The sequence below is a fragment of the Nguyenibacter vanlangensis genome (assembly GCF_038719015.1).
GTDB lineage: Bacteria > Pseudomonadota > Alphaproteobacteria > Acetobacterales > Acetobacteraceae > Gluconacetobacter > Gluconacetobacter vanlangensis.
The window spans coordinates 1,395,877-1,422,775 of sequence record NZ_CP152276.1 but is presented as its reverse complement, the minus strand read 5'-3'; the positions used below and the strand labels follow the sequence as shown (position 1 = coordinate 1,422,775).

General features: G+C 68.0%; 22 protein-coding genes. 10 read left to right on the top strand and 12 right to left on the bottom strand.

The genetic code is table 11. The features are described 5' to 3' along the window. Window positions 1–91: 91 nt before the first annotated feature. Genes gspM through AAC691_RS06410 form a run of 4 tightly spaced genes read left to right on the top strand, consistent with a single transcriptional unit; the run spans window position 92 to window position 4,420 of the window. Window positions 92–688, top strand: coding sequence for a type II secretion system protein GspM (gspM, locus tag AAC691_RS06425; RefSeq protein WP_323991664.1), 597 nt, complete (start codon window positions 92–94; stop codon window positions 686–688). After that, window positions 685–1,218, top strand: coding sequence for a hypothetical protein (locus AAC691_RS06420; RefSeq protein ID WP_342629383.1), 534 nt, complete (start codon window positions 685–687; stop codon window positions 1,216–1,218). The genes gspM and AAC691_RS06420 overlap by 4 nt, the downstream gene beginning before the upstream one ends. Next, a complete protein-coding gene (gene gspD / locus AAC691_RS06415; protein WP_342629382.1) occupies window positions 1,215–3,599 on the top strand; it encodes a type II secretion system secretin GspD in 2,385 nt (794 codons plus the stop codon). Before AAC691_RS06420 ends, gspD begins: the two co-directional genes overlap by 4 nt. After that, the gene (locus tag AAC691_RS06410) at window positions 3,596–4,420 is read left to right on the top strand and encodes a type II secretion system protein GspK (RefSeq protein ID WP_342629381.1); all 825 of its coding nucleotides are present in this window, start codon (window positions 3,596–3,598) and stop codon (window positions 4,418–4,420) included. Before gspD ends, AAC691_RS06410 begins: the two co-directional genes overlap by 4 nt. Here AAC691_RS06410 and AAC691_RS06405 read toward each other — a convergent pair. Next, window positions 4,415–4,723 carry a DUF3175 domain-containing protein gene (locus AAC691_RS06405; RefSeq protein WP_342629380.1) on the bottom strand — a complete coding sequence of 103 codons (309 nt, stop codon included), beginning with the start codon at window positions 4,721–4,723 and terminating at the stop codon, window positions 4,415–4,417. The two genes, AAC691_RS06410 and AAC691_RS06405, sit on opposite strands and share 6 nt — an antisense overlap. Window positions 4,724–4,940: 217 nt before the next feature. On the opposite strand from AAC691_RS06405, the gene AAC691_RS06400 reads away from it, so the two are divergent. After that, window positions 4,941–5,660 (top strand): response regulator, encoded by a 720-nt coding sequence (locus tag AAC691_RS06400; protein ID WP_218064391.1) that lies wholly within the window; start codon window positions 4,941–4,943, stop codon window positions 5,658–5,660. A 27-nt stretch (window positions 5,661–5,687) separates the two neighbouring features. Here AAC691_RS06400 and AAC691_RS06395 read toward each other — a convergent pair whose 3' ends face one another. The 8 genes from AAC691_RS06395 to AAC691_RS06360 form a co-directional block, all read right to left on the bottom strand. Next, a complete protein-coding gene (locus tag AAC691_RS06395) occupies window positions 5,688–7,034 on the bottom strand; it encodes an ATP-binding protein (RefSeq protein ID WP_342629379.1) in 1,347 nt (448 codons plus the stop codon). Between the two features lie 98 nt (window positions 7,035–7,132). Further along, entirely contained in the window at window positions 7,133–7,933 is an 801-nt protein-coding gene (locus tag AAC691_RS06390; protein ID WP_342629378.1) for a VacJ family lipoprotein, read from the bottom strand. Between the two features lie 282 nt (window positions 7,934–8,215). After that, on the bottom strand, window positions 8,216–9,814 hold the full coding sequence (locus tag AAC691_RS06385; protein ID WP_342629377.1) for a TolC family protein: 1,599 nt from the start codon (window positions 9,812–9,814) through the stop codon (window positions 8,216–8,218). 83 nt (window positions 9,815–9,897) lie between these two features. Then, entirely contained in the window at window positions 9,898–11,817 is a 1,920-nt protein-coding gene (locus AAC691_RS06380) for an FUSC family protein (protein ID WP_342629376.1), read from the bottom strand. Then, on the bottom strand, window positions 11,798–12,844 hold the full coding sequence (gene mdtN, locus AAC691_RS06375; RefSeq protein WP_408906063.1) for a multidrug transporter subunit MdtN: 1,047 nt from the start codon (window positions 12,842–12,844) through the stop codon (window positions 11,798–11,800). Before mdtN ends, AAC691_RS06380 begins: the two co-directional genes overlap by 20 nt. A 24-nt stretch (window positions 12,845–12,868) precedes the next feature. Continuing rightward, window positions 12,869–13,111, bottom strand: a complete 243-nt coding sequence (locus AAC691_RS06370) for a YtcA family lipoprotein (RefSeq protein WP_342629374.1) — start codon at window positions 13,109–13,111, stop codon at window positions 12,869–12,871. Between the two features lie 213 nt (window positions 13,112–13,324). Further along, on the bottom strand, window positions 13,325–13,987 hold the full coding sequence (locus tag AAC691_RS06365; protein WP_342629373.1) for a GNAT family N-acetyltransferase: 663 nt from the start codon (window positions 13,985–13,987) through the stop codon (window positions 13,325–13,327). A gap of 40 nt (window positions 13,988–14,027) precedes the next feature. Next, on the bottom strand, window positions 14,028–16,478 hold the full coding sequence (locus AAC691_RS06360) for an FtsX-like permease family protein (RefSeq protein ID WP_342629372.1): 2,451 nt from the start codon (window positions 16,476–16,478) through the stop codon (window positions 14,028–14,030). 435 nt (window positions 16,479–16,913) lie between these two features. Between AAC691_RS06360 and AAC691_RS06355 the strand changes: the two genes are divergently transcribed. From AAC691_RS06355 to ung, 5 genes are all read left to right on the top strand, one after another. Next, on the top strand, window positions 16,914–17,609 hold the full coding sequence (locus tag AAC691_RS06355; RefSeq protein ID WP_342629371.1) for a TetR/AcrR family transcriptional regulator: 696 nt from the start codon (window positions 16,914–16,916) through the stop codon (window positions 17,607–17,609). 60 nt (window positions 17,610–17,669) lie between these two features. After that, window positions 17,670–18,539 carry an NADPH-dependent oxidoreductase gene (locus AAC691_RS06350; protein WP_342629370.1) on the top strand — a complete coding sequence of 290 codons (870 nt, stop codon included), beginning with the start codon at window positions 17,670–17,672 and terminating at the stop codon, window positions 18,537–18,539. A gap of 43 nt (window positions 18,540–18,582) precedes the next feature. Beyond that, window positions 18,583–19,692: an NADH:flavin oxidoreductase/NADH oxidase gene (locus AAC691_RS06345; protein ID WP_342629369.1), complete on the top strand. Its 1,110-nt coding sequence runs from the start codon at window positions 18,583–18,585 to the stop codon at window positions 19,690–19,692. A 184-nt stretch (window positions 19,693–19,876) separates the two neighbouring features. After that, window positions 19,877–20,359 (top strand): hypothetical protein, encoded by a 483-nt coding sequence (locus tag AAC691_RS06340; protein WP_342629368.1) that lies wholly within the window; start codon window positions 19,877–19,879, stop codon window positions 20,357–20,359. A 238-nt stretch (window positions 20,360–20,597) separates the two neighbouring features. Next, on the top strand, window positions 20,598–21,290 hold the full coding sequence (ung, locus tag AAC691_RS06335; RefSeq protein ID WP_342629367.1) for a uracil-DNA glycosylase: 693 nt from the start codon (window positions 20,598–20,600) through the stop codon (window positions 21,288–21,290). A 20-nt stretch (window positions 21,291–21,310) separates the two neighbouring features. Here the strand turns inward: ung and AAC691_RS06330 are convergent, their stop codons facing one another. Genes AAC691_RS06330 through AAC691_RS06320 form a run of 3 tightly spaced genes read right to left on the bottom strand, consistent with a single transcriptional unit; the run spans window position 21,311 to window position 26,899 of the window. Continuing rightward, entirely contained in the window at window positions 21,311–22,315 is a 1,005-nt protein-coding gene (locus AAC691_RS06330; protein ID WP_342629366.1) for an ABC transporter substrate-binding protein, read from the bottom strand. After that, window positions 22,312–22,902, bottom strand: a complete 591-nt coding sequence (locus tag AAC691_RS06325) for an ANTAR domain-containing protein (protein ID WP_342629365.1) — start codon at window positions 22,900–22,902, stop codon at window positions 22,312–22,314. Before AAC691_RS06325 ends, AAC691_RS06330 begins: the two co-directional genes overlap by 4 nt. 31 nt (window positions 22,903–22,933) lie before the next feature. Beyond that, window positions 22,934–26,899 carry a bifunctional nitrate reductase/sulfite reductase flavoprotein subunit alpha gene (locus tag AAC691_RS06320; protein ID WP_342629364.1) on the bottom strand — a complete coding sequence of 1,322 codons (3,966 nt, stop codon included), beginning with the start codon at window positions 26,897–26,899 and terminating at the stop codon, window positions 22,934–22,936.

The window sequence follows — 26,899 nt, the reverse complement described above, 5'->3', positions numbered from 1 at the left end:
AATCAATGGCTTGGTGTCCCATTGCCATCCGGAATTCGTCCTGTGGATTTCGGAGGCGGGATGCGAGGTCACGCAGATCATGGACCAGAGGATGAAATCACTGCGGACAATGGTGCGCACCCTGCCCGAGGGGCGAGAGGGACGGCTGCTCGCCCTGGGCATGCTGGCGATCGGGCTGATGCTGGCCTGGCTGCTGGTGCTGGGCCCGCTCTGGGACTGGTACGCCGTCCGTGCCCAGGCGCTGGACCTCCAGCGCGCCACCGTCAGCCGCATGGACCGCCTGGCCGCGTCCCTGCCGGCCCTGCGGCGCGCCGCCGCCGCCGCGTCTCCCGGACCGTCGCAGTTGATCGGCGGCGCCACCGACGCCGTCGCCAGCGCCAACCTGCAGGACATGCTGCAGCAGACCGCCACGGCGATGGGGGCCAATATCGCCAGCGCCGAAAACGTGTCCGCGGCGGCGGCCGGCCGCTATCGGCGGATCGGCCTGCATGTCGATGTCAGCGCGCCGTTCGCGACCCTGGTCCAGTTCATCGCCAGGCTGGAACACGCCACCCCGGCGATCGTCATCGACGGGCTGCATCTGCGCAAGTCCGAGGATGACGGCGCATCGTCCGCGACGATGGAATGCGACATGGTGGTCTACGCCTTTCGCCGCGCCGACGGCACGCCGCCGCAGGAAACGCCATGACCCGTACCGGATATCCCTCCGCCCGCCGGGCCCCGTGGCGGACCGGCGCCTTCCGGCTGGCTGCGATGATGCTCTGCGCCGCTTCGGCGCCGGCCCGCGCCCAATCCCCGCCCGCGCCCGGCGGGCAGGGCCTGCCGGATGCCGCCCGGATCGATGCGTGGCGGCAGACCGTCCTGGCCCGCCCGCTGTTCAGCCCCTCGCGGCGTCCGGCCACGGCACAAGGCGCGGCCGCCGGCACGCCGCGCCTGGCGGGCATCGTCGTCAGCGGCGGACGGCGTCATGCCATCTTCATGATTCCCGGGCAGGATCGCGGCCAGGTGGCCGATATCGGCGCGACGGTCGGCCCATGGCGGGTCGTCGCGATCGAAGGCGGCGCGGTGCGCGTGCGGGGTGCCGGGGGCGAGCAATCCCTGCGCCCCGACCGAGACCGCGGCGCCGACCTCCGGCCAGCAGGCCCATCCTCCGGCGCGTCGCCCGCCAGCCAGCCCGACAACCAGACAGACGACCAGCTTCCAGGCCATATGCAATGAATATTCTGATCCGTTCTCTCGACGGCATGACGACGATCCGCCGCACGCACCCCGTCTGGACGGGCCTGGCCCTCTGCCTGTCCGTGGCGGGGTGCAGCAGCGGACCGGCACGGGTCAGGCCCCTGTCGGGCGCGCTGCCGCTTTCCGGCCCGGCACCCGATACGGCCGAGGGGCGGATCGGGGCAGGCGATCAGCTCGGGCGGGTGCAGTACAGCTATGGCCGCAATGCCGTCCCCGCGCTTCCGTCCTCGGGCATCGCGGGCGGTGTGGGCGGAATCTCGCTGAATTTCGCCGATACCGACGTCCGCGACGCCGTCTCGCAGGTCCTGACGGACATCCTGCACGTGAATTATTCGATCGACCCGGCGGTGCGCGGGCAGGTGACGCTGCATACGTCCTCGCCGCTGACGGCGGCGCAGGTGCTGCCGGCCTTGCAGATCATCCTGGCCCAGGTCCACGCCGTGCTGCTGCACAGCGACGGGCTGTACCGCATCGTCCCCAGCCAGGCCGAGGCCGGAAATCCCCAATCCGGGGCCCAGTCCGGTGCCGCCGGAATGACCGAAAACCCGTCGCTGGGCGGCAATATCATGGTTCCGCTGCGCTATGCCGGGGCCGCCAACCTGGCCCGCGCGCTGCAACCCTTCGTGCAGAACGGCGCGCGCGTGACGCCGGTCGACAGCGCCAACGCGGTGATCGTCAGCGGCGATCCCGCGGCGCGCAACGCGCTGGTCGAGGTGATTCGCGCCTTCGACGTGGATTGGCTCAGCAGCCAGTCCTATGCCCTGCTTCCGGTCGAATCCGGAAATGCCAAGGACATGGCGACAGCCTTGCAGACCGCGCTGCACGGCAGCGGCGGCGCGCTGGCGCAGATCGTGCAGGTCCTGCCGCTCAGCCGCGTCAACGCGGTGCTGATCGTTGCGCGCAACACACGCTATGTCGACGATGCGCGGCGCCTTTTCGCGCTGATCGAACGCAACCGCCGCGCCACGATCCGGTCATGGCATATCTTCTACGTGCAGAATTCCAGCGTGAACGACGTCACCTACACGCTGCAGCAGGCCTTCACCCCGGACAATGTGACGGCGCTGCCGCCCGGGGGGGCGCCGGGTGCCGCGTCGCAACTGGGCCAGGCCGGCTTTACCGGCGGGATGGCCAGTGCCATGGGCAATCTGGGCGGCGCCACGGGCGGCGCGGGCGGTGGCCTCGGGGGCGGCGGCCTGGGGGGCAATACGGGCATGGCCGGCGGATTGGGCGGCAATACCGGCATGGCCCAAGGTGGCGTGGGCCAAGGCGGTGTGGGCCAGGGTGGGGCGAGCCAGCAGGCGGCGTCCCTCAACAATCCCCTGCTGGGCGGTCTGGACAGTTCGGCGGGCGGCGAATCCCATGCCCAGGGCATGCGGATCCTCTCCAACGCCCAGCACAACGCCGTGCTGGTCTATGCGACCGACCAGGAAAGCGACAATGTCGAACAGATGCTGCGGCGGATCGACGTCATGCCGCTGCAGGTCCGGATCGACGCCGTGGTCGCCGAAGTCCAGTTGAACGACGCGCTGCAATACGGCACGCAGTTTTTCTTCAAGTCCGGCGGCATCAACGGCGTGCTCAGCAACAACAGCCAGACGATCACCACCGGCACGCTGGCGACGGCGGCCTTCAGCCACACCTTGCCGGGCTTCATCATCGGCGGGGCCAGCGGCGGCGGCGCGCCGTTCGCGATCGACGCGCTGCAGAACGTCACCACCGTGCATGTCCTGTCCTCGCCGCAATTGATGGTCCAGGACAATCGCGCGGCACGGCTGCAGGTCGGGCAATTGGTGCCGGTGCAGATCGGCTCGCAATCCAGCACCATCGGGACCTCGATCTACAACCAGTTCACCTACCAGCCGACCGGCGTGATTATGGAGGTCACGCCGCATGTCAGCCAGGACGGGCTGGTCACGCTGGACATCGCGCAGGAAGTCAGCTCGGTCAGCAACACCTCGCCCGTGCAGGCCACGACCAGCAGCAATGCCAATCCCACCTTCAACGACCGGTCGGTCAGTTCGCGGGTCGTCGTGCAGGACGGGCAGACCGTCGGCCTGGCCGGGCTGATCACCGAGAATTCCAGCCGCGCCAACAGCGGCATTCCCTGGTTGAAGAACATCCCGGTCCTGGGCTTTCTGGCCGGGACCCAGAACAACAGCCGCCAGCGCACCGAATTGCTGATCCTGATCACCCCGCACGTCATCCATGACCAGCGCGACGCGGTCAGCCTGATGGAGGACCTGCGCGACACCCACCCCAACGCCGCGAACGTGCCGGACGAACTGACGCCCATGCATGTGACCGGCAGCGCCGATCCCCAGCAGCGCCTGCGCCAGAAGGTCGGGCTCGATCGGTGACGCGCCGGGGCGCGTCAGCGGGGCAGGGCGGCTTCGCCCTGCTGATCGTGCTATGGACCCTGGCCGGGCTGTCGCTGCTGGTGTCCATCGTCATCGCGACGGCCGACGCCGGGCTGCGCGGCGTCTACGCGCTGCGCAGCGCGGCACAGTTGCAGGACGCGGCGGACGGCGAGGTCTGGGACGCGGTCTTCCACGTCATGGACCATTCCGCCGCGCGCTGGAGCACCGACGGGCGCGCCTATGTCACGCGGGTGGGCGGCATGGAGGCGACGCTGCGGGTACGCAGCGAGGCCGGGCTGATCAATCCCAATTCCGCGCCGCGGCCGCTGCTGGCCGCCTTGCTGCAGGAATGCGGCGCGACCAGGGAACAGGCCGCGTCGATCGCGGCGAACATGGTCGACTGGCGCAGCACCGCCCAGACCGACCGCGCCGTGTCGCAGGCGCGCTACCTCGCCGCGGGGCTGAACTACCGTCCGCCGGGCGGCCCCTTCCAGAGCGTCGGCGAGGTCGGGCTGGTCCTGGGCATGACGCCGGGCCTGCTGCAGGCCGTCAGGCCGCATCTGTCGGTCACGCAGCCCAACGACCCGGATGCCAGGCAGGCCGATCCCGTGGTGCGGCAGGCGCTGCGCAGGGCGGGCGGCCCGCCGGTGCCCCCGCCGTCGGCCAGCGAGAACCGGCCGGGCAGCGTCGTCGTCGATGTCATCGTCCGGGACGGCCAGGGCGGCCAGGCCACCCGCCGGGCCGTCATCCTGCTGACCCCGGGGACGCATGCCGGCGCCGCCCTGTCCGACATGGTGCATGTCGTGCGGCTGCGGTCATAGCGGGCGGCCGAAGACGCGGCGCAGCTCCGCCTTGGCCCGCTCCAGCACCGCCCGGCGGGCGGCGGGCAGGTTGCGCCCGGCGCGGTTGATATAGAAGACCAGCATGGACATGGCCGAACGGAAAGGCTCCGCCTTGCGGCGCGTGCTGGCCTGCGCCGAATGTTTCAGCGATTCGGCGATGCGGCGCGGATCGTCGCTGGCGAAGATCGCCGGCTCCAGGTCCAGGGCATCGCTGTGCCGGGTCACGTCCGCCGACCAGCGTGATCCCGCCTTTGGTGCCTGCTGTCTGCGTGGCCGCCGCATGGCGCGCTCTTCCGGTCTCATGGGCTGTGCAGCATGCGCAGCATGTGCTGAATGTTCGCCGCGCGCGGCGCGATTCAAGACCGCCGCCCCAAACCGTCGTCCAGACCATCGACAGCAACGCCGGACGCGTGTCGGCTTGGACAAAATGCGACATCCGGGCCATAAAAACGGCATCGACTGACATTGGATCGCGGCTTCGGTCGGCTACCGTGGGGCAATGACGGCCATGCTGAAACTCCTGATCGTGGATGATGACGAAGAGATCCTGTCTCTGCTCGATCATTTCTTCCGCTCGTACGGCCATCACACGCGTGTCGCCCGGGATGGCCGCGCCATGTTCGAGATCCTGGATGCCGAGGACATCGACCTGGTCATACTGGATCTGATGCTGCCCGGAGAGGGCGGGCTCGACCTTTGCCGGCGCCTGCGGACGGCATCGGGCATACCGGTCATCATGCTGACCGCGGCCGTGACGACGACCGACCGCGTCGTCGGGCTGGAACTGGGGGCGGACGACTACATCACCAAGCCGTTCGACCCCAGGGAACTTCTGGCGCGGGTCCGCGCCGTGCTGCGCCGCGGCGAAATCAGGGCCGAGCCGGCCCGCGACGCGGTCAGGCCGAGCCTGTATTTCGACGGATGGAAACTCGATATCGCCAGGCGGGAACTCCGATCGTCCCGAAACACGCTCGTCCCCCTGTCGGGGCGCGAGTTCGACCTGCTGCTGGCCTTCGCCGAGCGTCCGCAGCAGGTTCTGGGGCGCGAACACCTGCTCGATTTCGCGCATGGCGTGGCCTACGACGTCTATGACCGCAGCATCGACACGCAGATCAGCAGGCTACGCCGCAAGCTGGAACCGGATCCCAAGAACCCGACGATCATCCGCACGATCCGCAGCGGCGGGTATATGTTCACCCCCAGCGTCAGGCGCGGATGATCGTCGGGGCCTTCGGGGCCGGTCACGTCATGCGGCGGCGTTCCGGGGCAGGATGATCTGCGCCAGCAATCCGCCGTCCGCGCGGTTGCTCAGGGAAATGGATCCCCCATGCGCCTGCAGGATGGCGCGGCACGATGTCAGGCCCAGACCCGTGCCCCCGGTCCTGCGGTTGCGCGATCGCTCCAGGCGAAAGAACGGGGTAAAGACGGCCTCCAGGAATTCCTCGGGAATGCCGGGGCCGTCATCCGCGACGGAAATCGCCAGGCAATCCCCCCGTTCGTGCAGGCGCACATCCGCCGAGGCGCCATAGATGCAGGCATTGCCGATGATATTTTCCAGCGCCCGTTTCAGGGCCATGGGCCTGCCATGGAAAATGACATGGTCGGGCCCCGAAAACAGGGCCGGCTTTCCCTGGTCGACGGCGTCGTCCACCACGTCGCGGACCAGCTCCGACAGGTCGAAGGACGTCCCCTGTTCGTCCGTGACGTCGTCCCGGAACAGGACGAGCGCCGAGGAGATCATGGCCTGCATCTCGGCCACGTCCTGAAATAATCGTTTCTGCTGTTCACGGTCCGCGATGAATTCCCCCCTCAGCCGGATACGGGTCAGCGGTGTCCGCAAATCGTGCGAGATCGCGGCCAGCATGGTCGTCCTGTCGGCGACGAATTTCGAGATCCGGTCCTGCATGGCGTTGAAGGCCCGCATGGCCAGCCGCAATTCGCGCGGGCCGTATTCGACCATGGGCGGCGCGGACGTGTCCCTGCCGAAGCGCCGCGCGGCCCGCGAGAATTCCTCGATCGGCCGGATCAGCGTGCGGCTGGCGATCGTCGAGACGCAGACGGTCGCAAGGATGACGAAGACGGACATCAGCGCGTCGCGCTTCCACCAGGACAGGCCCCAGACGCGATGGGGCACCGTGAAGATCAGGCAGGCCCCGTTCCGCAGCGTGACCGCCATGCCGAACGGCGCGCGGTTGAAGCGCGCATCGGCGGCCGGCGACGCGGCGGAAGGCTCCGCGACGTAGAAACCGACCGCCGCCAGGTCGCCTCCCGCCAGGCGCCGCATCCTCCGTTCGATCTCGGGCGCGCGCCGCAGCGGCCCGGGCGAGCAAGGGGCGGCCTTCCAGGCGACCGTATAGGACGCGGTCGCGGCGGCGGCGGCCAGCGCCGGTTTCTGGCTGTCGGGCATCGCGGCGATCAGGCGGACCACCGTCGCCGCCTGATCCAGGACGCCGGTATCGACCAGCGCCGGGCGCGACCAGTCGGGAACATTGTCGACGATGACCATATAGAGCGTCATGGCCGCCAGGATCGCGACGACGATCGTCATCGCGATCCGGCCCGTAATCGTGTCGAGACGATGGCCGAGCGTCATCTTTTCATTCTCTCCTGGCCTTCCCGCGGGCGCGTCGCATGCCCGTGCCCGGTTCATCCTGTCCGGATCACCCTATCATGCCGGGCGCGCGTCCATGGTCAGTCCGCGCCATTGCCGGTTTGCCCGATCGCGGCATTTCGCGCCATGATGCGCGCCGCCTCGGGCTGAACGAACCCCGCCTTGCCGTCCTTGACGAACGCGGTGCGGTTCTGGCTGTACAGGCTGGTCAGGGTGGCATATTCATCCAGCGAATTCCGCTCGACCTGGTCGGTGACCGGCAGCATCCGGGCGCGTCCGTCGACCATGCCCAGCCCGGATTTCGTCACGTTCAGGGCCATGATCGCCGCATTGCTGGTCCCGGCGGACGCCACCGAAAGCGGGTTCAGGAACGCGTCGACGACACGGCCGCCCGCATCGCGCAGGTTCGAGAAGCCGAAGAGCGGCAACTGGACGTCCGGGCCAGGAGAAACGCCCCAGACGCCGAGCGTCTGCCCGAAATCGGCATTGTGGTACGGCATGCCCCAACCGTCCGCGACCTCGAACACGCCCAGTCCGCCCACGGTGGTGTTGATGACGAACCGCTTGGTGGTGTTCCAGCCGCGCGACAGGTTGCCCTGCGCCAGGTCGTTGATCAGGATGACCGGCGTATCGAGGTTGGACAGGAAATTGTGAATGCCGCCGCGCACCCCGTGCGGCACGTCGTCGGCATAGGCCCGCGCGACGGGGCGCAGCGCATGCCGGTCCAGGAACAGGTTGCCCGAGAAGATCGTCCGGTTGGTCGGCCTGAAAGGGTCGTTCTCGCCACCCTGTTCGCCGCGACTTGCGCAGCCGCCAAGCGCGCCCAGCGACAGCAGGGCGATGATCGTGGTCTGGCAGGCGGTACGTGGGGAAAGCCGCATCGTGGGACTCCTGGTGCCGGCAACGGGGCCGTTGTTGCGATGCGGACACTACCAGTGGCTATTCCCGCCGTGATGTCGGCCTTGTTTCGGGGCCCCCATAATGTGTCGGCGGTGACAAAAGGCGCGGCGCGGATTGTCGGGCAGGCGGCCGATAAGGCTGCCTTCAGGCAGATCTCCGCCGGAACGCAACGGGGTGCATGCGCCCCTCGCGGCTGTTTCCATCTCGACCGGCTCGGGGCCCGGGGGCGGCCCGCCCGTGACGTTGCCGGCGCACGGCCGCGCCTACGGCCCGTCGGCCTCCATCGCGCTGGCCGTCGCACGGCCCGGCGCGTCGCCCAGCGCGCCGGTCGCGAACGCCAGGCCGGCGGCGGCGATCAGCGCGCCGTAATAGGCATCGGAGCGCCCCAGCCGGGCATCCAGCAGGCCGCTTTGCGCCATGATCGCCGGGGTGACCGCGCCCACCCCGCTGCGATAGGCGGCCAGGGACGCGTCGAAACTGGTCTGCGCCGCATCCCGCAGCCGGCCCGCGGCGTCATAGGCGTGCAGCGCGGTGCGCAGCCCGTTCTGGGCGACGACGACCTGCCTGGCGGCTTCGTCCAGCGTCTGGCGCAGCGTCGCATCCGCGCTGTCGGCCCGGTCCCCGGCCTGTTTCAGGGCGGCGGCCCGCATGCCGCCGTCGAAGATCGGCACCGCGATGCCGCCCAGGATCAGGCTGCTGAAATGATTGGTGGACAGGTTCAGGGTCGGCGGCGCGTTGCCCCCCACCCCGGGCACCGACGACAGGGCCAGCGCGCCGGTCGCATAGGCGACATTGCCGGTGACGAAGATCTTCGGCAGGAACTCGGCCCGCGCCGCGGCGACCCGGCTGCGCGACGCCTTGGCGGCCGCATACGCCGCCAGCACGTCCGGCCGCCGGGCCACGGCGCGCTGGACCATGTCGTCGCTCAGGCGGATGTCCGACAGCTCCAGCGCCCGGCCCGCCGGGTCCTGCGTCTGCAGATGCGTCGCGGGCGAGATCCCCATCGCGGTCAGCAGGTCCAGATAGGCCGTCTCCGCCCCGCCTTCGGCCTGGACCAGCCGCAGCGCCGCCTGGGCGGTGGCCTGCCGGGCCTGGGACGTGTCCACCACCGTGCCCTGGCCCTGGCGCAGCCTGGCCTCGGCGGCGGCCTCGACCTGCTTCGCATTGTCCAGCGCCTGGCGCACCAGCACCAGCCGGGCATCGGCCGCCGCATGGGTGTAGAAGGCCAGCGCGACGTCATAGATCAGCTTCTGGTGCGCCCCGGTGAACAGCACGTTGCTGGCGACCTGGTCCTGCCGGGTGGCGTCGACGATCGCGTCGCGCTTGCCGAAATCGAACAGCAGCCATTCCAGGCCCAGCGCCTGTACCTCGCCGCTGCCCGTGGCCTGGCTGCCCCTGGGCGCCAGGCCGCCCGCGGTGCGCAGCACGCCGTTGGCGGCCTGCCCGGCCGCGCCGCCGCCGCTGATGCCGGGCAGGCCCCCGCCATCCTGCGTCTCGTTATATCCGCCGACCACGCTGACCGTCAGTTGCGGCAGATAGGTCGCGCGCGCGATCCCCACGGCCAGGGCGGCGTCGCGTGCCGCGTTCCACGCCCGGCGCGTGACGGGATTGCTGGATTGCGCGATGTCGATCAGTTCGGCCAGCGCATAGCGATGCGCGGGCTGCAGGTCCGCCGGGGCAGGGCGCAGGCGGATGGCCCGGTTCGACGGCAGGACATAGCCGGGCGGCAGGGCCAGCCCGTGCGCGGACGCGCGGCCTGGCAGGATCTCGCCGTTCGCCGCCACCTCCGGCCGCCAGGGCGCGTCGGGTCGCTGCGGCGCCGATCGCAGCGCCTGGGTGGCGCACCCCGCCGGCAGGACCATGAATCCGGGAAGAACGAGCGCCCGGAAAACAACATGGAATACACCACGTAAAACACCACGGAAAACAGGAAGAAGCGGACGGGTCATGAGGCGATGCGCTCCAGTCTCTCCAGGCGGGCGTCGGCCCGTGCGTCCGTCGTGCCGGCCAGCATGTCCCCGCTCAGCGCCGCCGCGTCGTCCAGGGCGCCGCGATAGCGCGCGATCGCCGCCGTCGCGGCGCGGACATGCGCCGGTTCGGCGGCCGCGAATTCCAGCATGCGCTCGCCGGCCGAAATCGCCGCCTGCGCCTCGGCCGCGTGCGCCAGCCGCGCCTGGATCGGGGCGTCCTCCCGCTGGGCGGCCAGCGCGCGCCGCACGCGGCCCAGCGCGCCGGCGATCCGGTCACGGGCGCTGGCCGGCCAGATGGCGGTGAACACCACATAGCTGACGATATTGCCCAGCATGATGCCCACGATCCGGTCGCGCGCCGTGGTCATGTCCGTCGTCGGGCCGTACCCCTTGATGTCCGACAGAAAGAACGCCAGCCCGATCTGGAACCCGGCATAGGCGATGCGGGCATCCCCGGTCTTGACCCATGCCGCCGCCAGCGCGCCCGCGAAGACCAGCGCCAGGAAGGACGCGACGTCGTTCAGGTGCGGCATCATCACGATGATGGACGCGATGCCCAGCGCGCCGCCGATCACGGCCCCGCCGATGCGCAGGCGCAGCTTGGCGATCATCTCGCCCATCGTCGGCTGCGCCACGATGAAGCAGGTCATGATGCAGGTATGGATGCCCGGCCAGTCCAGGATCTTGAACAGGAAATAGCAGACCATCACCGACGCGGTGCCCTTGACGGCATAGCGCACATGCTCGGGATTGCCGAAGGCGTCGGGCAGGAAGAACCCGCCCCCCTTCGTCTCGCGTGCCCTTCCGGGAGCCGGTTCTTGCCCCGGTCCTGGCACCGGTTCTGGCGCGGGCGTGGCGAACACCGCCAGCAGGTCCGCCATCCGGGCCAGGACAGGCATGTCCGGCGGCACCGGCGGCCGGGCGATCTCCACCGGATAATGGCCGCGCCCGAAGATCGCGGCCATCTCCTCGATGGTCGCGATCAGCGTTTGCGGCGCCGCCGGGGCCGTATCCGCGCGGGCCGCCGCTTCCGCCTCCGCCAACGCCAGTGCCAGCACCCCGACCGCCGCATTGGCCGCCGCCTTCAGGCAGGCCAGGTCGGTCCGGGACCAGATCCGCTCCTTCGCCGCCATGCCCAGACTGCCCATCATGCCGCGCGCGCCCTCGCGCAGCATGTCGCGCGCGCGTTCGCGCGTCGCGGCATCGGATCGCGCACCGGGCTGGGCACCGGGCTGGGCACCGGGCCGCAGCAAGGCGGCCGCCATGCGCAGGCGCGCCGCAATGGCATCGGTCAGCACCGTCTTGGGCGACGGGCAGATCAGCAGCCCCAGCACGACCATCACCAGGCCCGGCAGGGCGATGAACAGGTCAGTATAGAGCAGCGCCCGCGTGATGATTTCGCCCACCGGCAACTGGTCGATGGAAATCAGCCCATAGACGGTCATCAGGCCCAGCACGTAGGAAACGGGCTTCAGCTTGCTGGCCGACCCAAGGAAGAAGAAGCCGAAGCTCAGCACCGCGACACCGGCGACGATCCCGGCCGGATGATCCAGCGTCAGCCGCATCGTCGCATAGATCAGCGCCAGCACGACCAGCATGATCAGGTTGACCACCACGGCGACGATCAGGTTGCTCACCCGGTCCTTCTGCCACAGCGCCATCGTGACCAGCGCCGCCACCGCCAGGTCCGGCACCTGCCAGATTTCCCCCAGCAGCACCGTGACCGTGCAGGCGGCCGCCATGCGCACGGCATAGCCCAGCCGCCCCGGAACCGGGTCGCGGACCAGCGACCAGACCCGCGCCGGCGTCATCCGCCCCCGATCGGGCCCGTCGCCGAGGCCAGGGGCGGGATCATGGTCGAGATCAGGGTCGGGATCAGGGGCAGGCGGCGCCATGCCGGATCTCGACTGTGGCGGTCGCCCCCAGGCGCAGCAGGTTCAGGTCGGCCCCATTCGGCTTCAGATCCAGCCTCACCCGCACCGGAAAGCGCTGGGCGACATGCACCCAGTCCATTTCGCGCGGCACCAGCGGCGGCGCGGATGGCGCGCCGGCCGAATCCGCCGACAGCACGCCCCAGCCGATCGAATCCACGTGGCCGCGCATGGCCGCGTGGCGGTCGATCATCGAATAGACCGTGGCGCAATCGCCCGGGCGGATCGACGCCATGTCGACCTCGCGGATATTGGCGGTCGCATACCACGCATCGTTCAGGATCAGGGTGAACAGCACCTGCGACGGCGCCAGAATCTCCCCGGGCCGGACGCGCAGGCTGGTCACATAGCCGTCGGCCGGTGCCACCACCACCGTCTGGCGCAGTTCATAGCGCGCATGGTCCAGCGCCGCCCGGCTGGCGGCGGCGGCGGCCAGCGTGCTGTTCAGGTCGCCGATCGCCACCTGGGCCGCCTGCTGCTGCTGGCGTGCCTGCGCCAGCGTGATTTCGGAATCGTGCAGCGTCACAAGCGCCTGGTCATATTGCTGCCGGGGGATATAGGCATGGCCGGCCAGCGGCCCCAATCGCGCGACGGTGCGGGACGCCAGGTCGCGGTCGGCCTGGGCGCGCACCACCTGGTCCCGCGCCTGCTCGGCGGTGGCCGTTTTCACCGCGACCAGCCGGCGCTGGTTCTCCACCTCGGCCTCGGCCAGCGCCAGATTGGCCTCGGCCTGGCGCACGGCCAGCTCATAGGGCTCGGGGTCCAGGCGATAGAGCAGATCGCCCTTGCGCACCGCCTGGTTGACGCGCACCGGCAACGCGACCAGCCGCCCGCCAACGGTGCTGGCCACATGGACCAGCTCGGCGTCGATCGTGCCGTTGTCCGAGGACGGGTGGGCACTGTCCTCGCGCGCGACATGCACGCCCAGCCCGACCGCCACCGCGACGCACAGCACGGCGATCGCCACACCCAGGGGCTTCCTGCCCGGCATCCGGATCTCCCGCATCCTCGTCTCTTACGGTCCGAACCAGGCCAGCCAGGCAACCAGGCCGGACACGACCCCCAGCGCGACATAGGTGAACAGCCTGAAACCGAGGACCGCGTCGATACCGACGGGCAGGAACAGCGCGCGCAACAGCAGCGACGAGCCGATCCCGATCATGGCGCACAGCATCCAGTCCGGGAAATAAGCCCCGACCAGAGGAAAGGCGGGCGCGCCACGCACCGCGCAGCCACCCAGCAGCAAAAAAGGCGCCACGCGCCAGGGCCATGTCCGATCACTCGCCATGGGCGAATAAGAGACGCATTTGCGAATTTAGACAATACGATGCCGGCCATAGAGGGTGGAGACGAACGTTCGATAAAGCGAAACATACGCCCGCTCCGTATCCGTCTGGCAAAGCGCTCAATGATTCACAAGTTCGGCGCCGGGCGTTATATCGGTTGGCGCGGCATTACATCGGGCCCCTACCTACAGACTGAATTTTTCTCGACGCAAAATAAACCGGAATTCATCACTTGTGCGCCCTTTGAAGTAATCGGAATCTTTTGTGATTTTTTCCATAGTAAAGCCTATTTTTTCCACAAGCCGAATGGAATTCGTGTTGCGCGTATCAATCAGTGCAACCAAAACGTTCACGCTACGGTTGTGAAACAGTTCTTGTACCAACCATTCCAAGGATTCCTGAGCGTATCCTTTTCCCCAAAAGGCAGGAAATAGCTGATAGGCGACCAACGATTCCCTATCACCAACATTTATAGTCGCCTGGATGAATCCAATAAGCGATCCTCCGTCCTTCAAGCGTAGGACCCAATTCAACCATTCTTCACGGCCATCCGGCGATATTTTGTTGGCAGATAATTTTCTGTAACGTTCTCTCAGGGCGGTGAAATGCCTGGGCGGATCATCCGGTATAAATTTATACGCGCGAGAATCTTGTAAGCCATTGAACATTTCCCCTGCATGAGCAGGGGAAATGTCTTCTATCAGGAGTCTATCCGTTTCGTGCATTAAATACCTGAAGGATGAAAACCAAAAGTAAGAAGTGTAACCGTTTCCCCGGCCCGCAAACATAATAACGGCATCGCCGGGATCGAGCGGAGCGGGTTCTGGATCAGCCTTTGGAGGCAGCACAATCAGTCTCGATCGCGTAGGGCCAATTCTATATTCCCATTCAAATTTGACGTAATGTGGCGCCAGGCGGCTTCCTTGCGGCCCGCCACGTCTGTACAGCAATAGTAAGGGCGGCAATCAGCGTTGCTGCGGCGGTCACAAGGACAAACGGTACCGGCGTAAGCGTGATGCGCTGGTCGAACGTATCCAGCCAGTGCCGCATGATCCCCCACGCAAGGGGCCATGCGATCAAGTTGGCGATGATGATCGGGCGAATGAATTGTGTTGAGAGCAGAAACAGGATATCGCGCGTGCGGGCTCCGAGAACCTTGCGAATGCCGATTTCGTGCATCCGGTGAGAGACATGAAAAATAGACAGACCGTAAAGACCAAGACAGGCAATACCAATGGCGATAGCCGACCCTATTCCAAACAACAGGCTGTGATTGCGATCCGTTCGGTAGTCTGCACTTAAGATGTCCGGCACGCTCTGCGCCTGTATGGGCGTATCGGGAAGAATATCTTCCCACGCGGCACGAAGGCGCGCCATCTCCAGCCCTTCATTCACGCCGGAATATCGGACCTGCCACGCGACGTCCGCAGTCGTATGGCCAGTCGCACGGATGCCGTAGAAGATCACGGGCCGAAGTGAATCATGCGGGCCCGATAGTCGAACATCGCGGACGATTCCGATAATCCTCAAGGGCGTCGGATCGGAAGCCTCCCTGATAATCTGTCCATAAGCATCCTCGATCCGTGGAAAGCCTAATCGTTGCGCCGCCAGCGCACTGATAACCACGCCCTGGACGAATGGAACGTCGCTTCGCCTGTCGGAAGAAGAGGCGGGGTCTTCGAAGTCATCTGAACGGGCCGGATCGAACCACCGTCCGGCAACAAGCTGGAGACCATATAAATCGAGGAAACCGGACGACACATGCCCCACGGCAAGTTCCGAACGGGTCGCCCCGGTAACCTCCCGGATAAACACGCCGCCACTCTGGAGGTGATGCGGGTAGAGATTGGAGCGTTCTACCATAAGAACGCCAGGCACTGCACGAAGCCGCTGCAAAATCGCACTCTCGCGACCTGCAGCACCATCTGCATCCAGAATTATTATCCCGTCTGTTCGAATGCCGCGCGCAAGATGTTGCACGAAATACGCCTGCTCCTTCATGACCAGGGTGCAGACCGCCAAGGCGATGGCGAACGTAAATTGACTTGTCACCAGGACGTTGCGCAACATTGATGCCATCCGTCCGCCGGCCGGCATCCGGCTGGTTGCCAGCACAACCGCAGGACGGAACGATGACAGGACAAATGCCGGGTAAAGACCAGCCAACGTTCCTACGCCCAATGTGATGATCACCAACAATGGTAACGTAAAGGAAGGCGCCAATGTGACGTGCCAGCCACCAAGGGCATTGATTGAACGGAGGGACAATTCGACCAGGGAGAGACCAATGAAGGCAGCGGATGCGACAAGGCAGATGGCTTCGGAAAGGAACTGAGCAACCAAATTCCGACGTGTGCCACCCAGTACCTTGCGCATCGCGACCTCGCGAGCGCGAATCCCGGCACGGGCGGTGGCCATATTGACGTAGTTGACAGCCGCCGTCGCCAGGGCAGACAAACCCACCAGTCCGAGGATGACGACAAGCTGCCGATGCATGCCGCCCCAGCCGATCGCTGCGTCGTGAAAATGGAGTTCGCGCAGTCCAACGAGATGCAGCCCGCTATCGCCCCAGTAGGCGCGCGCTTGCGCAACGCTCGGCGCAGAGGGATGACGCGTCACGTAGCGGGCAATCCCGGTCTCGATGGTATCGACATCCCGTTCGTTAGGAATCCGCACCCAGAGTGTACCCGGCGTCGATCCCCAGTAGGTAAGCCCGGACTCAGGCGTGGACATTTGGCGTCTGATGAAATCAGGCGGAACCAACTCTATGATGCCGAAGGAAAAGCTCGTGTTGGCAGGTGGGTCGGCATAGACGAGCGAGACGATATGCGTCCGCCCGTCATCCAAAAGCGTCATTGTTTTTCCGACCGCCTGCGTGGTCCCAAAATACTTCAGAGCCAGGCTGGCGGGAATCGCAATCCAGTCGGGTCGCGTTAGCGCCTGCGTCTCGTTGCCGCTGACAACCGCGAGATGAAAAAACGAGAAGAAATGAGCGTCGGCTTGTGTCAGAGGTTCGCGGCTCGCTCCATTCCGGATCCGAATCGCTGTCGTTCTCGGCCAGACACGCAGCGTATCGCTGATTCCTGCAAAATCCTGTTTAAGGAATGATGTAGCGAAGAAGCTCGCAACCGGCCACTCCTCGGGCGCGCTGCCGGGCAAACGCCATACGGTGTCCGCGCGATAGATCGAGTCCGTATTGGGGAGGTAGGCGTCATAACCAAACTCGTATCGTACGATGAGGCTCATCGTCACGAATACGGAGATACCCAACGCGAGCCCCGCGATGTTGATCGCCGTATATAACTTTTGTCGTGCAAGAGTGCGCGTTACTGCACGCATTAACCCTCCAGACATCGTATCGGGCGTTGCTTCAGGGGGTTGTTTCATTCCTATCAAGGGGAATTGTAGAAAATGTGCATACGTTTCTGTCAAGAATAAAATGTTTTTATTGCAGGGGCGAGCAGTCATTCGTGATGAAAATTGCGCACCTTACGCGCTATCTTTGCGTTTTTATGGTGGCTACACTTTTTGGTGATGCTTCCTTTGCATTCTGAACGACGGGCCACCTTGGAATTGATGGAGGCCATTTCTGCTGACGTTCTCGCCCGGACGGTGCGTCTGGATCTGGACCAGACGGGCGAACGCCCGTCGAGAGCGGCAACAGACTGGCGTTCCGGCGGAAACGGTCGATCGGCTCCACGCATTGGAGCGTACGGTCGGTGAACCGCGACGGCCGTCTAGACGACCGGTCTAATCCGCGCTATGGATCGGGGCATGAACGCCCCTCCAGCCCTTGGCCCGACCCGTGGCCAGGTCCACAACCCGGCCCATGGCGACACGCGGCAGCGCATCCTGGACACGGCCCGTCCGATCATCGGCGGGCGGGGATTTTCCGCTGTCGGCCTGAACGAGATCCTGGGTGCCGCCCAGGTCCCCAAGGGATCGTTCTATCATTATTTCGCGTCCAAGGAGGCATTCGGCGAGGCGCTGCTGGAGCGCTATTTCACCCAATACCTCGCGCGGCTGGACGTCGTGCTGGGCACGCCCGGCGCGCCGGCCGCCGACCGGCTGATGTCCTATTGGCAGGGCTGGCGCGAGGGCTATGTCAGCGGCGACATCTTCAGCCAGTGCCTGGCGGTCAAGCTGGGGGCCGAAGTCTGCGACCTGTCCGAGGGCATGCGGGCCATCCTGCAGGACGGCACCGGGCGGATCGTCGACCGCCTGGCACGCTGCATCGATGACGGGCGGCGGGACGGCTCGCTGGTGCTTGCCGAGCGGAAGGGCGCCGATCCGGGGACCGCCGATCCGGGGGCCGTGCTGGCCATGTCCCTCTACCAGCTCTGGCTTGGTGCCACGCTGCTGGCCAAGTTCACCCGCGACCGCCGCCCGTTCGACGACGCGATGACGACGACGCAAAGGCTGCTGAACCTGGGCGCTGAACCCCGGGCGAACAATGCGGCGGTTTCGTAACATGACTGACGCCAAGATCGCCGAGGGATCAATCGTCGCATTCAAGGGAACTCTGGCCGCATGATGGATCACCCGTCATCTTCAACCGAAACGGTCGCCGAAACAGCCGCCGAAACGGCCGCCGCCTGGCGCGCGCGCTACGGCACCGACCTTGGCCCCGCCGAGGGGCTCGCCGCGCTGGACGCGCCGCTGCGCCAGATGCTGGCGCACCGCTCGGTGCGCGCCTATCGCGACCAGGCGGTCGATGACCGGCTGCTGGAAGGCGCCGTCGCGGCGGCGCAGTCGGCCTCGACCTCCTCGAACCTGCAATTATGGAGCGTGATCGCCGTTCGCGACGCGGGCACCCGGGCGCGCCTGGCCGAACTGGCGGGCGGGCAGGCGCATGTCGCGCAGGCGCCGCTGTTTCTGGCCTGGGTGCTGGACCTGTCGCGCCTGCGCCGGCTCGGCCGGGCGCAGGGCGTGCCCACCGGCGGGCTGGATTATCTCGAAGGCTTCGTCCTGGGCGCGGTGGATGTCAGCCTGGCGGCCCAGAACGCGGCCGTTTCGTTCGAGAGAAACGGGCTGGGCCTGGTCTATATCGGCGGCATGCGCAACCACCCCGAGGCGGTGGCCGAATTGCTGGGCCTGCCGCCCGCCGCCATGGTGCTGTTCGGCATGTGCGTGGGCTACCCCGAGCCCGCCGAACTGCCGCCGGTCAAGCCGCGCCTGCCGCAGGCCGCCGTCCTTCATCGCGAACGCTACGACAGCGGCGCGGAAGCGGACATCATCGCGGCCTATGACGCGATCTTCACCGGTTCGGACAGCGCGCGGGCGCGGGGGGCGCGGCCCTGGTCACACGGGGCCGTTCACCGCATGCGCGGGCCCGAGGCGCTCAGCGGCCGCGACCGGCTGCGCCAGGCCCTGCACGCGCTGGGCTTTCCGCTGGCCTGACGCATCGTTTCCCCCAACCGTATATCTGGATTGGAGAATTCTCATGCCGACTCCCAAATTATTCGAACCGGTGACGATCGACGGGCTGACCCTGCCCAACCGGATCGTCATCGCGCCGATGTGTCAATATTCGGCCACTGACGGCCGCATGAACGACTGGCATCTGATCCATCTGGGCGGCCTGGCCCAGTCGGGCGCCGGCCTGCTGACGATCGAGGCGACGGCGGTCCTGCCCGAAGGGCGGATCACCTATGCCGATGTCGGGCTGTGGGACGATGCGACCGAGGCCGCAATGCGCCGCACGCTGGCGGGGGTCCGCCAATGGTCCGGCATGCCGGTCGCGATTCAGCTTGCCCATGCCGGGCGCAAGGCATCGACCGAAATTCCGTGGAAGGGCGGGCGGCACATCCCGCCCGGCACCCCGCAAAGCTGGCAGACCGTGGCGCCATCCGCCGTGCCCTATACCGACGGCGACAACGCCCCCATGGCGCTGGACCGCGACGGCATGCGGCGGGTGCGCGACGCCTTCGCGGCAGCGGCGAAGCGCGCCGCGGCGCTGGGCATCGACGCGGTGCAGATCCATGCCGCGCACGGCTACCTGCTGCATCAGTTCCTTTCCCCGCTGGTCAATCGCCGCGACGATTCCTATGGCGGCAGCCTGGAAAACCGGCTCCGCTTCCCGCTGGAGGTCTTCGACGCGGTGCGGGATTCCTTCACCGGCGGGCCGGTGACGGTACGCGTCTCCGGCACCGACTGGGTCGAGGGCGGTTGGGACATCGAACAGACCATCGCGCTGGCTCGGGCACTCGAATCCCGGGGGTGCAGCGCCATCCATGTCTCCAGCGGCGGCCTCAGCCCGCTGCAGCGCATCCCGGTGCATCCGGGCTATCAGGTGCCGCTGGCCCGCGCCGTCAAGGCCGAAACGAAGATGCCCGTCGTGGCGGTCGGCCTGATCACCGGCTACGAGCAGGCCGAGGCGATCGTCGCCAACGGCGAGGCCGACATGATCGCCCTGGCGCGCACCGTTCTGTACGACCCGCGCTGGCCCTGGCACGCGGCGGCGCATCTGGGCGGCCACGTCACGGCGGCCAGCCAGTATCTGCGCTGCCAGCCGGCCATCCACCGCGACCTGTTCAAGCTGCCGGAATCGTAAGGCCGCAGGCCGCGTCCCGCGCACAGCGCCGGGACGCGGCCCCCATGCCGGCCTGTTCACTTTCCCGCCATTGGACGAGGAAATGTTCGCTTTCTCCTTCTCTGGACATATTTTGTAATAAATAAATTGTCTGGTCCGATTTCCGTGTCGCAACGGCAGGTCGCAAGAGAAGGAAAACGCGCTCATGAAACCATGCGGACTTGTCCTGGTGGCCCTTCTCCTTGCGGGATGCAGCGGTACGCCGCTGACGCCGCCGCTCGACATGACCGACGCTCAGAAGCAACAGGTGCGGCTGGTCCAGGACCGATATGCCCGCTGCGCGGCCCAGTACCCGCCCGCGATCGGCCATTACGCGCAATTGGCCGGATGCGAAAATAAGGCGGACACCGCCTTCGGAACGGCCACCGGCCTCGACCCGGCCGCGGTCGCCTATCTGACAAGCGCCCGGCAGAAGGCCGGCCTGCTGCGCGACGCCGGGCGGATCAGCGACGGCGACGCAAGCGCCATGCTGCTGGCCGCGACCAACCAGGCGCGCTCCAGGCTGATCGAAGACCATCAGGACGACGTGGCGCGGCGCCTGGCGAATTGCGTCACGGGCCTCTCCGGCCCCTATCTGGGCAGTCCCGGCCCGTTTTTATGGGGTTGGAGATACTGCCCCGGCAACTGACGAGAGCAGATCCCGTGAAGATGCTCGACAAAATAACAACATAGAGCATTTCCACTGAACCGGTGTTCAGTGGAAATGCTCGAGCAGGCGGCCGGCCGGCGGACCGCCGGCGGGACGGATTGCGGCTTGATCTTTTCCGCGCGGCGTCGCTGAATGGCGGGCGGTTCATGCACGAACATGCTGATCGAACTTCGAAAACGACAAGGGAAACCAGGCTCCCGCCGGGGGCCGCTGTTCTATGACGGTCAAACTGGACGAAAGCTGGAAGGCGGCGCTGGCATCGGAATTCGATGCGCCGTACATGCGGGCGCTGAAGGATTTCCTGCTGGCGGAGAAGAGCCGCGGCAAGGTGATCTTCCCCAGGGGCTCGGAATATTTCCGCGCGCTGGACCTGACCCCGCCGGACGCGGTCCGGGTCGTCATCCTGGGCCAGGACCCGTACCATGGTGACGGCCAGGCCCACGGCCTGTGCTTCAGCGTGCGGCCCGACATCCGCATCCCGCCCTCGCTGGTCAATATCTACAAGGAAATCCACAGCGACCTGGGGATTCCCCCCGCCCGCCACGGCTATCTCGAATCCTGGGCGAAGCAGGGGGTGCTGTTGCTGAACAGCGTGCTGACCGTCGAACGCGCCAGCGCCGCCTCGCACCAGGGCAGGGGCTGGGAACGCTTCACCGACGCGGTGATCGCCCGCGTCAATGACGGCCCCGCGCCGGTCGTCTTCATGCTGTGGGGCGCCTACGCCCAGAAAAAGGCCGCCTTCGTCGATCAGTCGCGGCACCTGGTGCTGAAGGCCCGGCACCCGTCGCCCCTGTCGGCGCATAGCGGCTTCTTCGGCTGTCGCCATTTTTCCCAGGCCAACGCCTTCCTGGCCCGCAACGGGCTGGCGCCGATCGACTGGGCCCTGCCGGACGTCGCGCAGCCCGCCTGACGCGGGGGCCGATCCGGGGATTACGTCACCGCGTTCTCCCGCCGGCCCAACATGTCGAGGCGTGCGATGTCGGCCTCGTCCAGCCATCCATGCGCCCGCATATCGGCCAGAATCCAGTCCAACCCGATCCAGTCCAGCCCGATCCGTCCCGATCCGATCCGATCCGCCGCGCCGTCGCCGAACACCATGCGATCGGTCCCCGGCCGGCCGGGCATGACGGCCCGCGTCGCGCGCAGCGGCAGGGCCAGTCCCCCCTCCGCCAGCGGGGCGGCCAATTGTGCCGCGATCGCGTCGCCGCGGGCCGGGTCCATGCACAGCCCGATCGCCGCCCGCAGCGCCCCCAGCAGCCCCGGCACCGCCTGGGCATGCGGCGCCGCCCAGCGATCGGTCAGGGCGAAGGATTTCTCGATATGGCCCGGACAGACCGATTCCGACCCGGCCACGGCAAAGCCCAACCCTTGCAGGCAGGCATCCTCCCCCCAGGGCGGCCCGGCGCAGAACCCGTCGATGGCGCCGTCCCGCAGCGCGTCGGTGATGCGGTCGGGCGGCATGACCACGATCTCGGTGTCGTCCTCGGCCGAAACGCCGATCGCCTTCAGGAACCGGGTCAGGATCAGCAGGTGCGTCGAATAGATATGCACCACCGCCAGTTTCGGGCGGCGGCCGATGCCCGCGCGCCAGGTCTCGAACGCCCGCCGCCCCGCCGGACCCGGCGTCCACATCAGATCCGGCCGCGCCGCGCCGCGCAGCACGACCATGTTGCCGCCGCGGCTGACCGGCAGCGCCAGGCGCAGCCCGATATCCCGCCCCCGCTGCCCCAGCGCGGTCATGATCGCCAGCGGCGGAAAGATCAGCGCGGCATCCAGCCCGTTCCAGGCCAGCCCGTCGGCGATATTGGCCCAGGACGGCGCCACCACGATCTCGGCGTCGATCCCGTGCCGCGCGAACAGCCCGGCATTCCGCGCGACCAGGACCGGCGCGCTGTCGGCCAGGCGCAGCAACCCGATACGGATGGTCTGGGTCATGTCAGGTCGTCCTCGGAAGGCTCGCGCCGGGCGCGAAGATACTCCGCCGCGATGTCGGCGATCTTGCGGGATTGCCGCATCGCCCGCCGCCGCAGCCAGCGATAGGCCTCGGCCTCGCCGCACCGTTCGGCCTGCATGAAGACCTTCTTGGCGCGGTCGATCGTCTCGCGCTCCGACAATGTCTTGCGCACGGCATGCAGTTCGTTCTGCGTCTGGCGGAACCGGCTGTAAAGCGCGATCGCCGCGCGCAGCAGCGGCTTGACGTCGCGCGGCGGCGTGTCCAGCACGTTATAGGAACAGATCCCGGCCTCGAACGCATCCTCCATCAGGCGCACGTCGTCCTCGTCCACGAACAGGGCGATGGGGCGCTCCAGCCCGGAATCCGACAGCGCCCGTACGCTGTCCAGCGCGTCGCGGTCGGCGCGCGACATGTCGACCAGCACGATGTCGGGCGCATGGGCGCGCACCGCGTCGATCAGCGACGTGCCGGCGGCCAGGCGCACGACGTCCAGCGACGGATCCGCGCGCAGAATGTCCGACAGGGCATTCGCCCGTCGTGAATTCTCATCGGCCAGCAGGATCTTCATCGTACCGCTTGTTCCGATCGCGCATCGTCCGTCAATACACGTCTCGCAGATAGCGGCCCGCCCGCGCAAGCCTGGCCAGGTAATCGTCGGCGCCCGCCGCCGGCATGCCGCCATGGCGGGCGATGATCCGCCGCAGCGCGCTGTCGACGTCCCGCGCCATGCGCGCCGCGTCGCCGCAGACATACAAAATGGCGCCGTCGCGAATCCACGCCCATAATTCCGCGCCGGCCTCCTCCATCCGGTCCTGGACATAGATCCGCTCGGGCTGGTCGCGCGAAAACGCGGTATCCAGCCGGGTCAGGCAGCCCTGGTCCAGGAACGCCTCCAGTTCCTCGCGGTAATAGAACCCGCTCTCCGCATGGCGCTCGCCGAAGAACAGCCAGTTGCGTCCGGCGGCGCCGCGCGCCGCACGCTCGTGCAGAAAGCCGCGGAACGGCGCGATCCCGGTGCCGGGGCCGATCATGACGATCGGCGCCGCATCGTCCGGCAGGCGGAAATGCGACGTCGCCTGGATGAACACCGGCACCGCGCCGCCCGCCTCCAGCCCGGCCAGCCAGGTCGAGCAGACCCCGGGATACGGGTCGCGACTGACCCCCATCGTCAACTGCACGACATCCGGACTGACCAGCGGGGACGAGGCGATGGAATAAAGCCGCGGCTGCATCCGCCGGAACAGCCCCGGCACATCCTGCGGCGTCACCTCCAGCGTCGTCCCGGCCAGCAGGTCGGGCAGGAAACCGCCGTCCTCCCGCCCCAGGCGCGCCAGCATGGCCGGCAGCGGACGCGACAGGTCCAGGTGCCGGCGCAGCGCGTCGGCCAGCCCCACCGTGCCGTGGCCGCGCAGCACGATCGTCTCGTCCGCCCGCAGGCGCAGCGCCGCCAGCACGCAGGCCACGATCGCCGCGTCATTGCAGGGCCAGACGCCCAGCGCATCGCCCGGCTGGTACGTCAAGCCCGTGCCGGACAGATCCAGTCCGATCAGGCGCGTATCCTTCCCGGCATCCACGCCCCCCAGCCTGCGATTCTGGCACAGCCGGGCGATGGCCGGCCGGTCGCGCCCGATCCCGGCGGGCGCATCGGCCCGGACCGCCACGGCCGGCGCACGCTCCGCGGCCGGCGGGGCGGCATCCCGGCCCAGCCGGGCCAGGACCTGATGCCGCCAGGCATCGACCACGTCGGCGTAGTCCGGCTCGCAATCCGTCCGCTCCAGCAGCGCGGTGCTGCCCAGCTCGCTCAGCCGCCGGTCCAGCGCCCGGCCGAAGCCGCAGAAACTGGCATAGGACGAATCCCCCAGCGCCAGCACCGCATGCGACAGGCCCGGCAGCAAGGCGGTGCGGGCCCGCAGCCCGTCCCAGAACGCGGTCGCGCAATCGGGCGGATCGCCGTCGCCGAACGTCGACACCACGAAGATCGCCGCGCCCTCGGCCAGCGCATCGGCCCCGCACTGGTCCAGGCACGCCGCCGCGACCTCGTATCCGGCCTCGCGCAGCCACAGCGCGATCTCCTGCGCCAGCGCCTCCGCCCGTCCGGTCTGCGACGCCCACCACAGCGACAGGCGGGGTCTGCCCGCGTCCGGCGCGGCCGCCGCATGGTCCCGGGCGCGGGAATACAGGCCGGCCAGCAGCCCGTTCACCCGCGCGCGCTGCGCGGCCGCCAGCGGCGCGCCGGCCGGGACGACCGGAACGTCGCCGGCCGGCGGCGTCAGGCGCAGCCCTTCCAGAAACCCGCCCAGCCAGGCACGCGCCTCGGCGGACAGGGCGGGCGCGTCCGTCTCGGCCAGGCCCAGATGGGCCGCCAGGCGGGGCAGGGTCATGTCGATCTCGTCCTGTGCGGGGGCTGATATCGTCGCGGCCGGCTCCGCCGGGGATGGGGCGGCCGGCCGGGCGGCGCGGGCCAGCATGACGGCGCAGATCTTGTATCCGGGCTGCAGCGATATCGGATCGACCGCGTCCGGCGTCAGCGCATTGACCGCCAGTTCGGCGCCGAACCGGTCGTTCCAGTGGAATGGGGCGAAGCAGGTGCCGGGCGCCACCCGGTCCGACAGCCGGGCCGGCAGCACGGCGCGCCCCCGGCGCGAGCGGATTTCCACCTGGTCGCCCTCGACAATCTCCAGCCGCGCCGCGTCCGTGGGCGCGATTTCGACGAACGGCCCGGGATTCAGCCGGTTCAGCCCCTCGACCCGCCCGGTCTTGGTCAGCGTGTGCCATTGGTGCTGCAACCGGCCGCTATTGAGCACGAACGGAAAATTCGCATCCGGCCAGTCGCCCGACGGCATATGGGGCCGGGGGTGGAAGACCGCCCGCCCGTCCGGCATCGGAAAGACCGGCAGCCCGCCCGCTTGCGGCACATAGCGGATCGGATGCCGTGCGGCCTGGTCGCCGGGCGGGCAGGGCCATTGCACCGGCCCCGCGCGCAGCCGCGCATGGCTGATGCCTGAAATGTCGTAGCCGGTGGCCGGATTGGCGAACCCGCTGGCCTCGGCGAACACGTCGGCGGCCGAGGCGAAGTCGAACCCCTCGGCAAACCCCATGGCGCGCGCCACGCGGGCGATGATGTCCCAGTCGGCCAGCGCCTCGCCGGGCGGGGCAACCGCCTGCCGCGCCAGGGTCAGGGTGCGGTCGGAATTGACCTGCACGCCGTCCGCCTCGGCCCACAGCGCGCCGGGCAGCAGGATGTCGGCATGGGCCCCGGTCTCGCTGTCGTCATAGGCATCCTGCACGATCACCAGCTCGGCGGCCCGCAGGGCGGCGACGACCCGGGCCCGGTTCGCCACCGTGGCGACCGGGTTGGTGCAGATGATCCAGCAGGCACGGATCGCGCCGCGCGCCATGGCGTCGAACATCGCGATCGCGCCATCGCCGCCGGCCTCGCGGATCGTGCCGGCCGGCAGGCCCCATCGCGCCTCGGCAAAGGCCCGGTCGGCCGCCACCAGCGCCGAACGCTGCCCCGGCAGGCCAGGCCCCATATAGCCCATTTCCCGCCCGCCCATCGCGTTGGGCTGCCCGGTCAGCGAAAACGGCCCGGCGCCGGGGCGGCAGATCGCGCCGGTCGCCAGGTGCAGGTTGCACACCGCGTTGGTGTGCCAGGTGCCCGCGACGCTCTGGTTCAGCCCCATCGTCCACAGGCTCAGCCACGCGCCGGCCTCGGCGATCCAGCGCGCGGCGGTCTCGATGTCGGCCTGCGCCAGGCCGGTCACCGCCGCAACATGTTCGGGCGTATAGGGCGCCAGGAAATCGGCCATCGCCTCCCACCCCCGCGTCGCGGCTTCGATGAAGGCCGGATCGACCGCACCCTCGCGGACCAGCAGGTGCAGCAGCCCGTTCAGCAGCGCCAGGTCCGTCCCGGGCCGAATCTGCAGGAACAGGTCGGCCTTGTCGGCGGTCGCCGTCCGGCGCGGATCGACCACGATCAGCCGCGCCCCCGCCCGCTTGCGGTCCAGCAGCCGCAGGAACAGGATCGGATGGCAATCCGCCATGTTCGCGCCGATGACGAAGAACAGGTCGGTGCAGTCGAAATCCTCATAGCTGCCGGGCGGCGCATCGGCGCCCAGCGACGATTTGTAGCCCGCGCCGGCGGCGGCCATGCACAGGCGCGAATTGGATTCGATGTGCCGGGTGCGGATGTACCCCTTGGCCAGCTTGTTGGCCAGATATTGCGCCTCCAGCGACATCTGGCCCGAGACGTACAGTGCGATCGCATCCGGCCCGTGCGCATCCAGGATCCGCCGCAGGCGCGACGCGGTCTCGGCGATCGCCGCCTCGGTGGCGACGGGCAGGGCGGGCCCGCCGCGCGCGGCGCGCCGTCGCGCCCCATCCAGCCGCGACGGCGCCGCGATCGGCCTGTCGCAGGAACTGCCCTTGGTGCACAGACGTCCGCCATTGGCCGGATGCGCCGTATCGCCGCGCACCCGGGCGATGCGGCCATCCTCCACCTCCATCACGACGCCGCAGCCGACGCCGCAATAGGGACAGGTCGTGCGGATCTCCTGCCGCGCCAT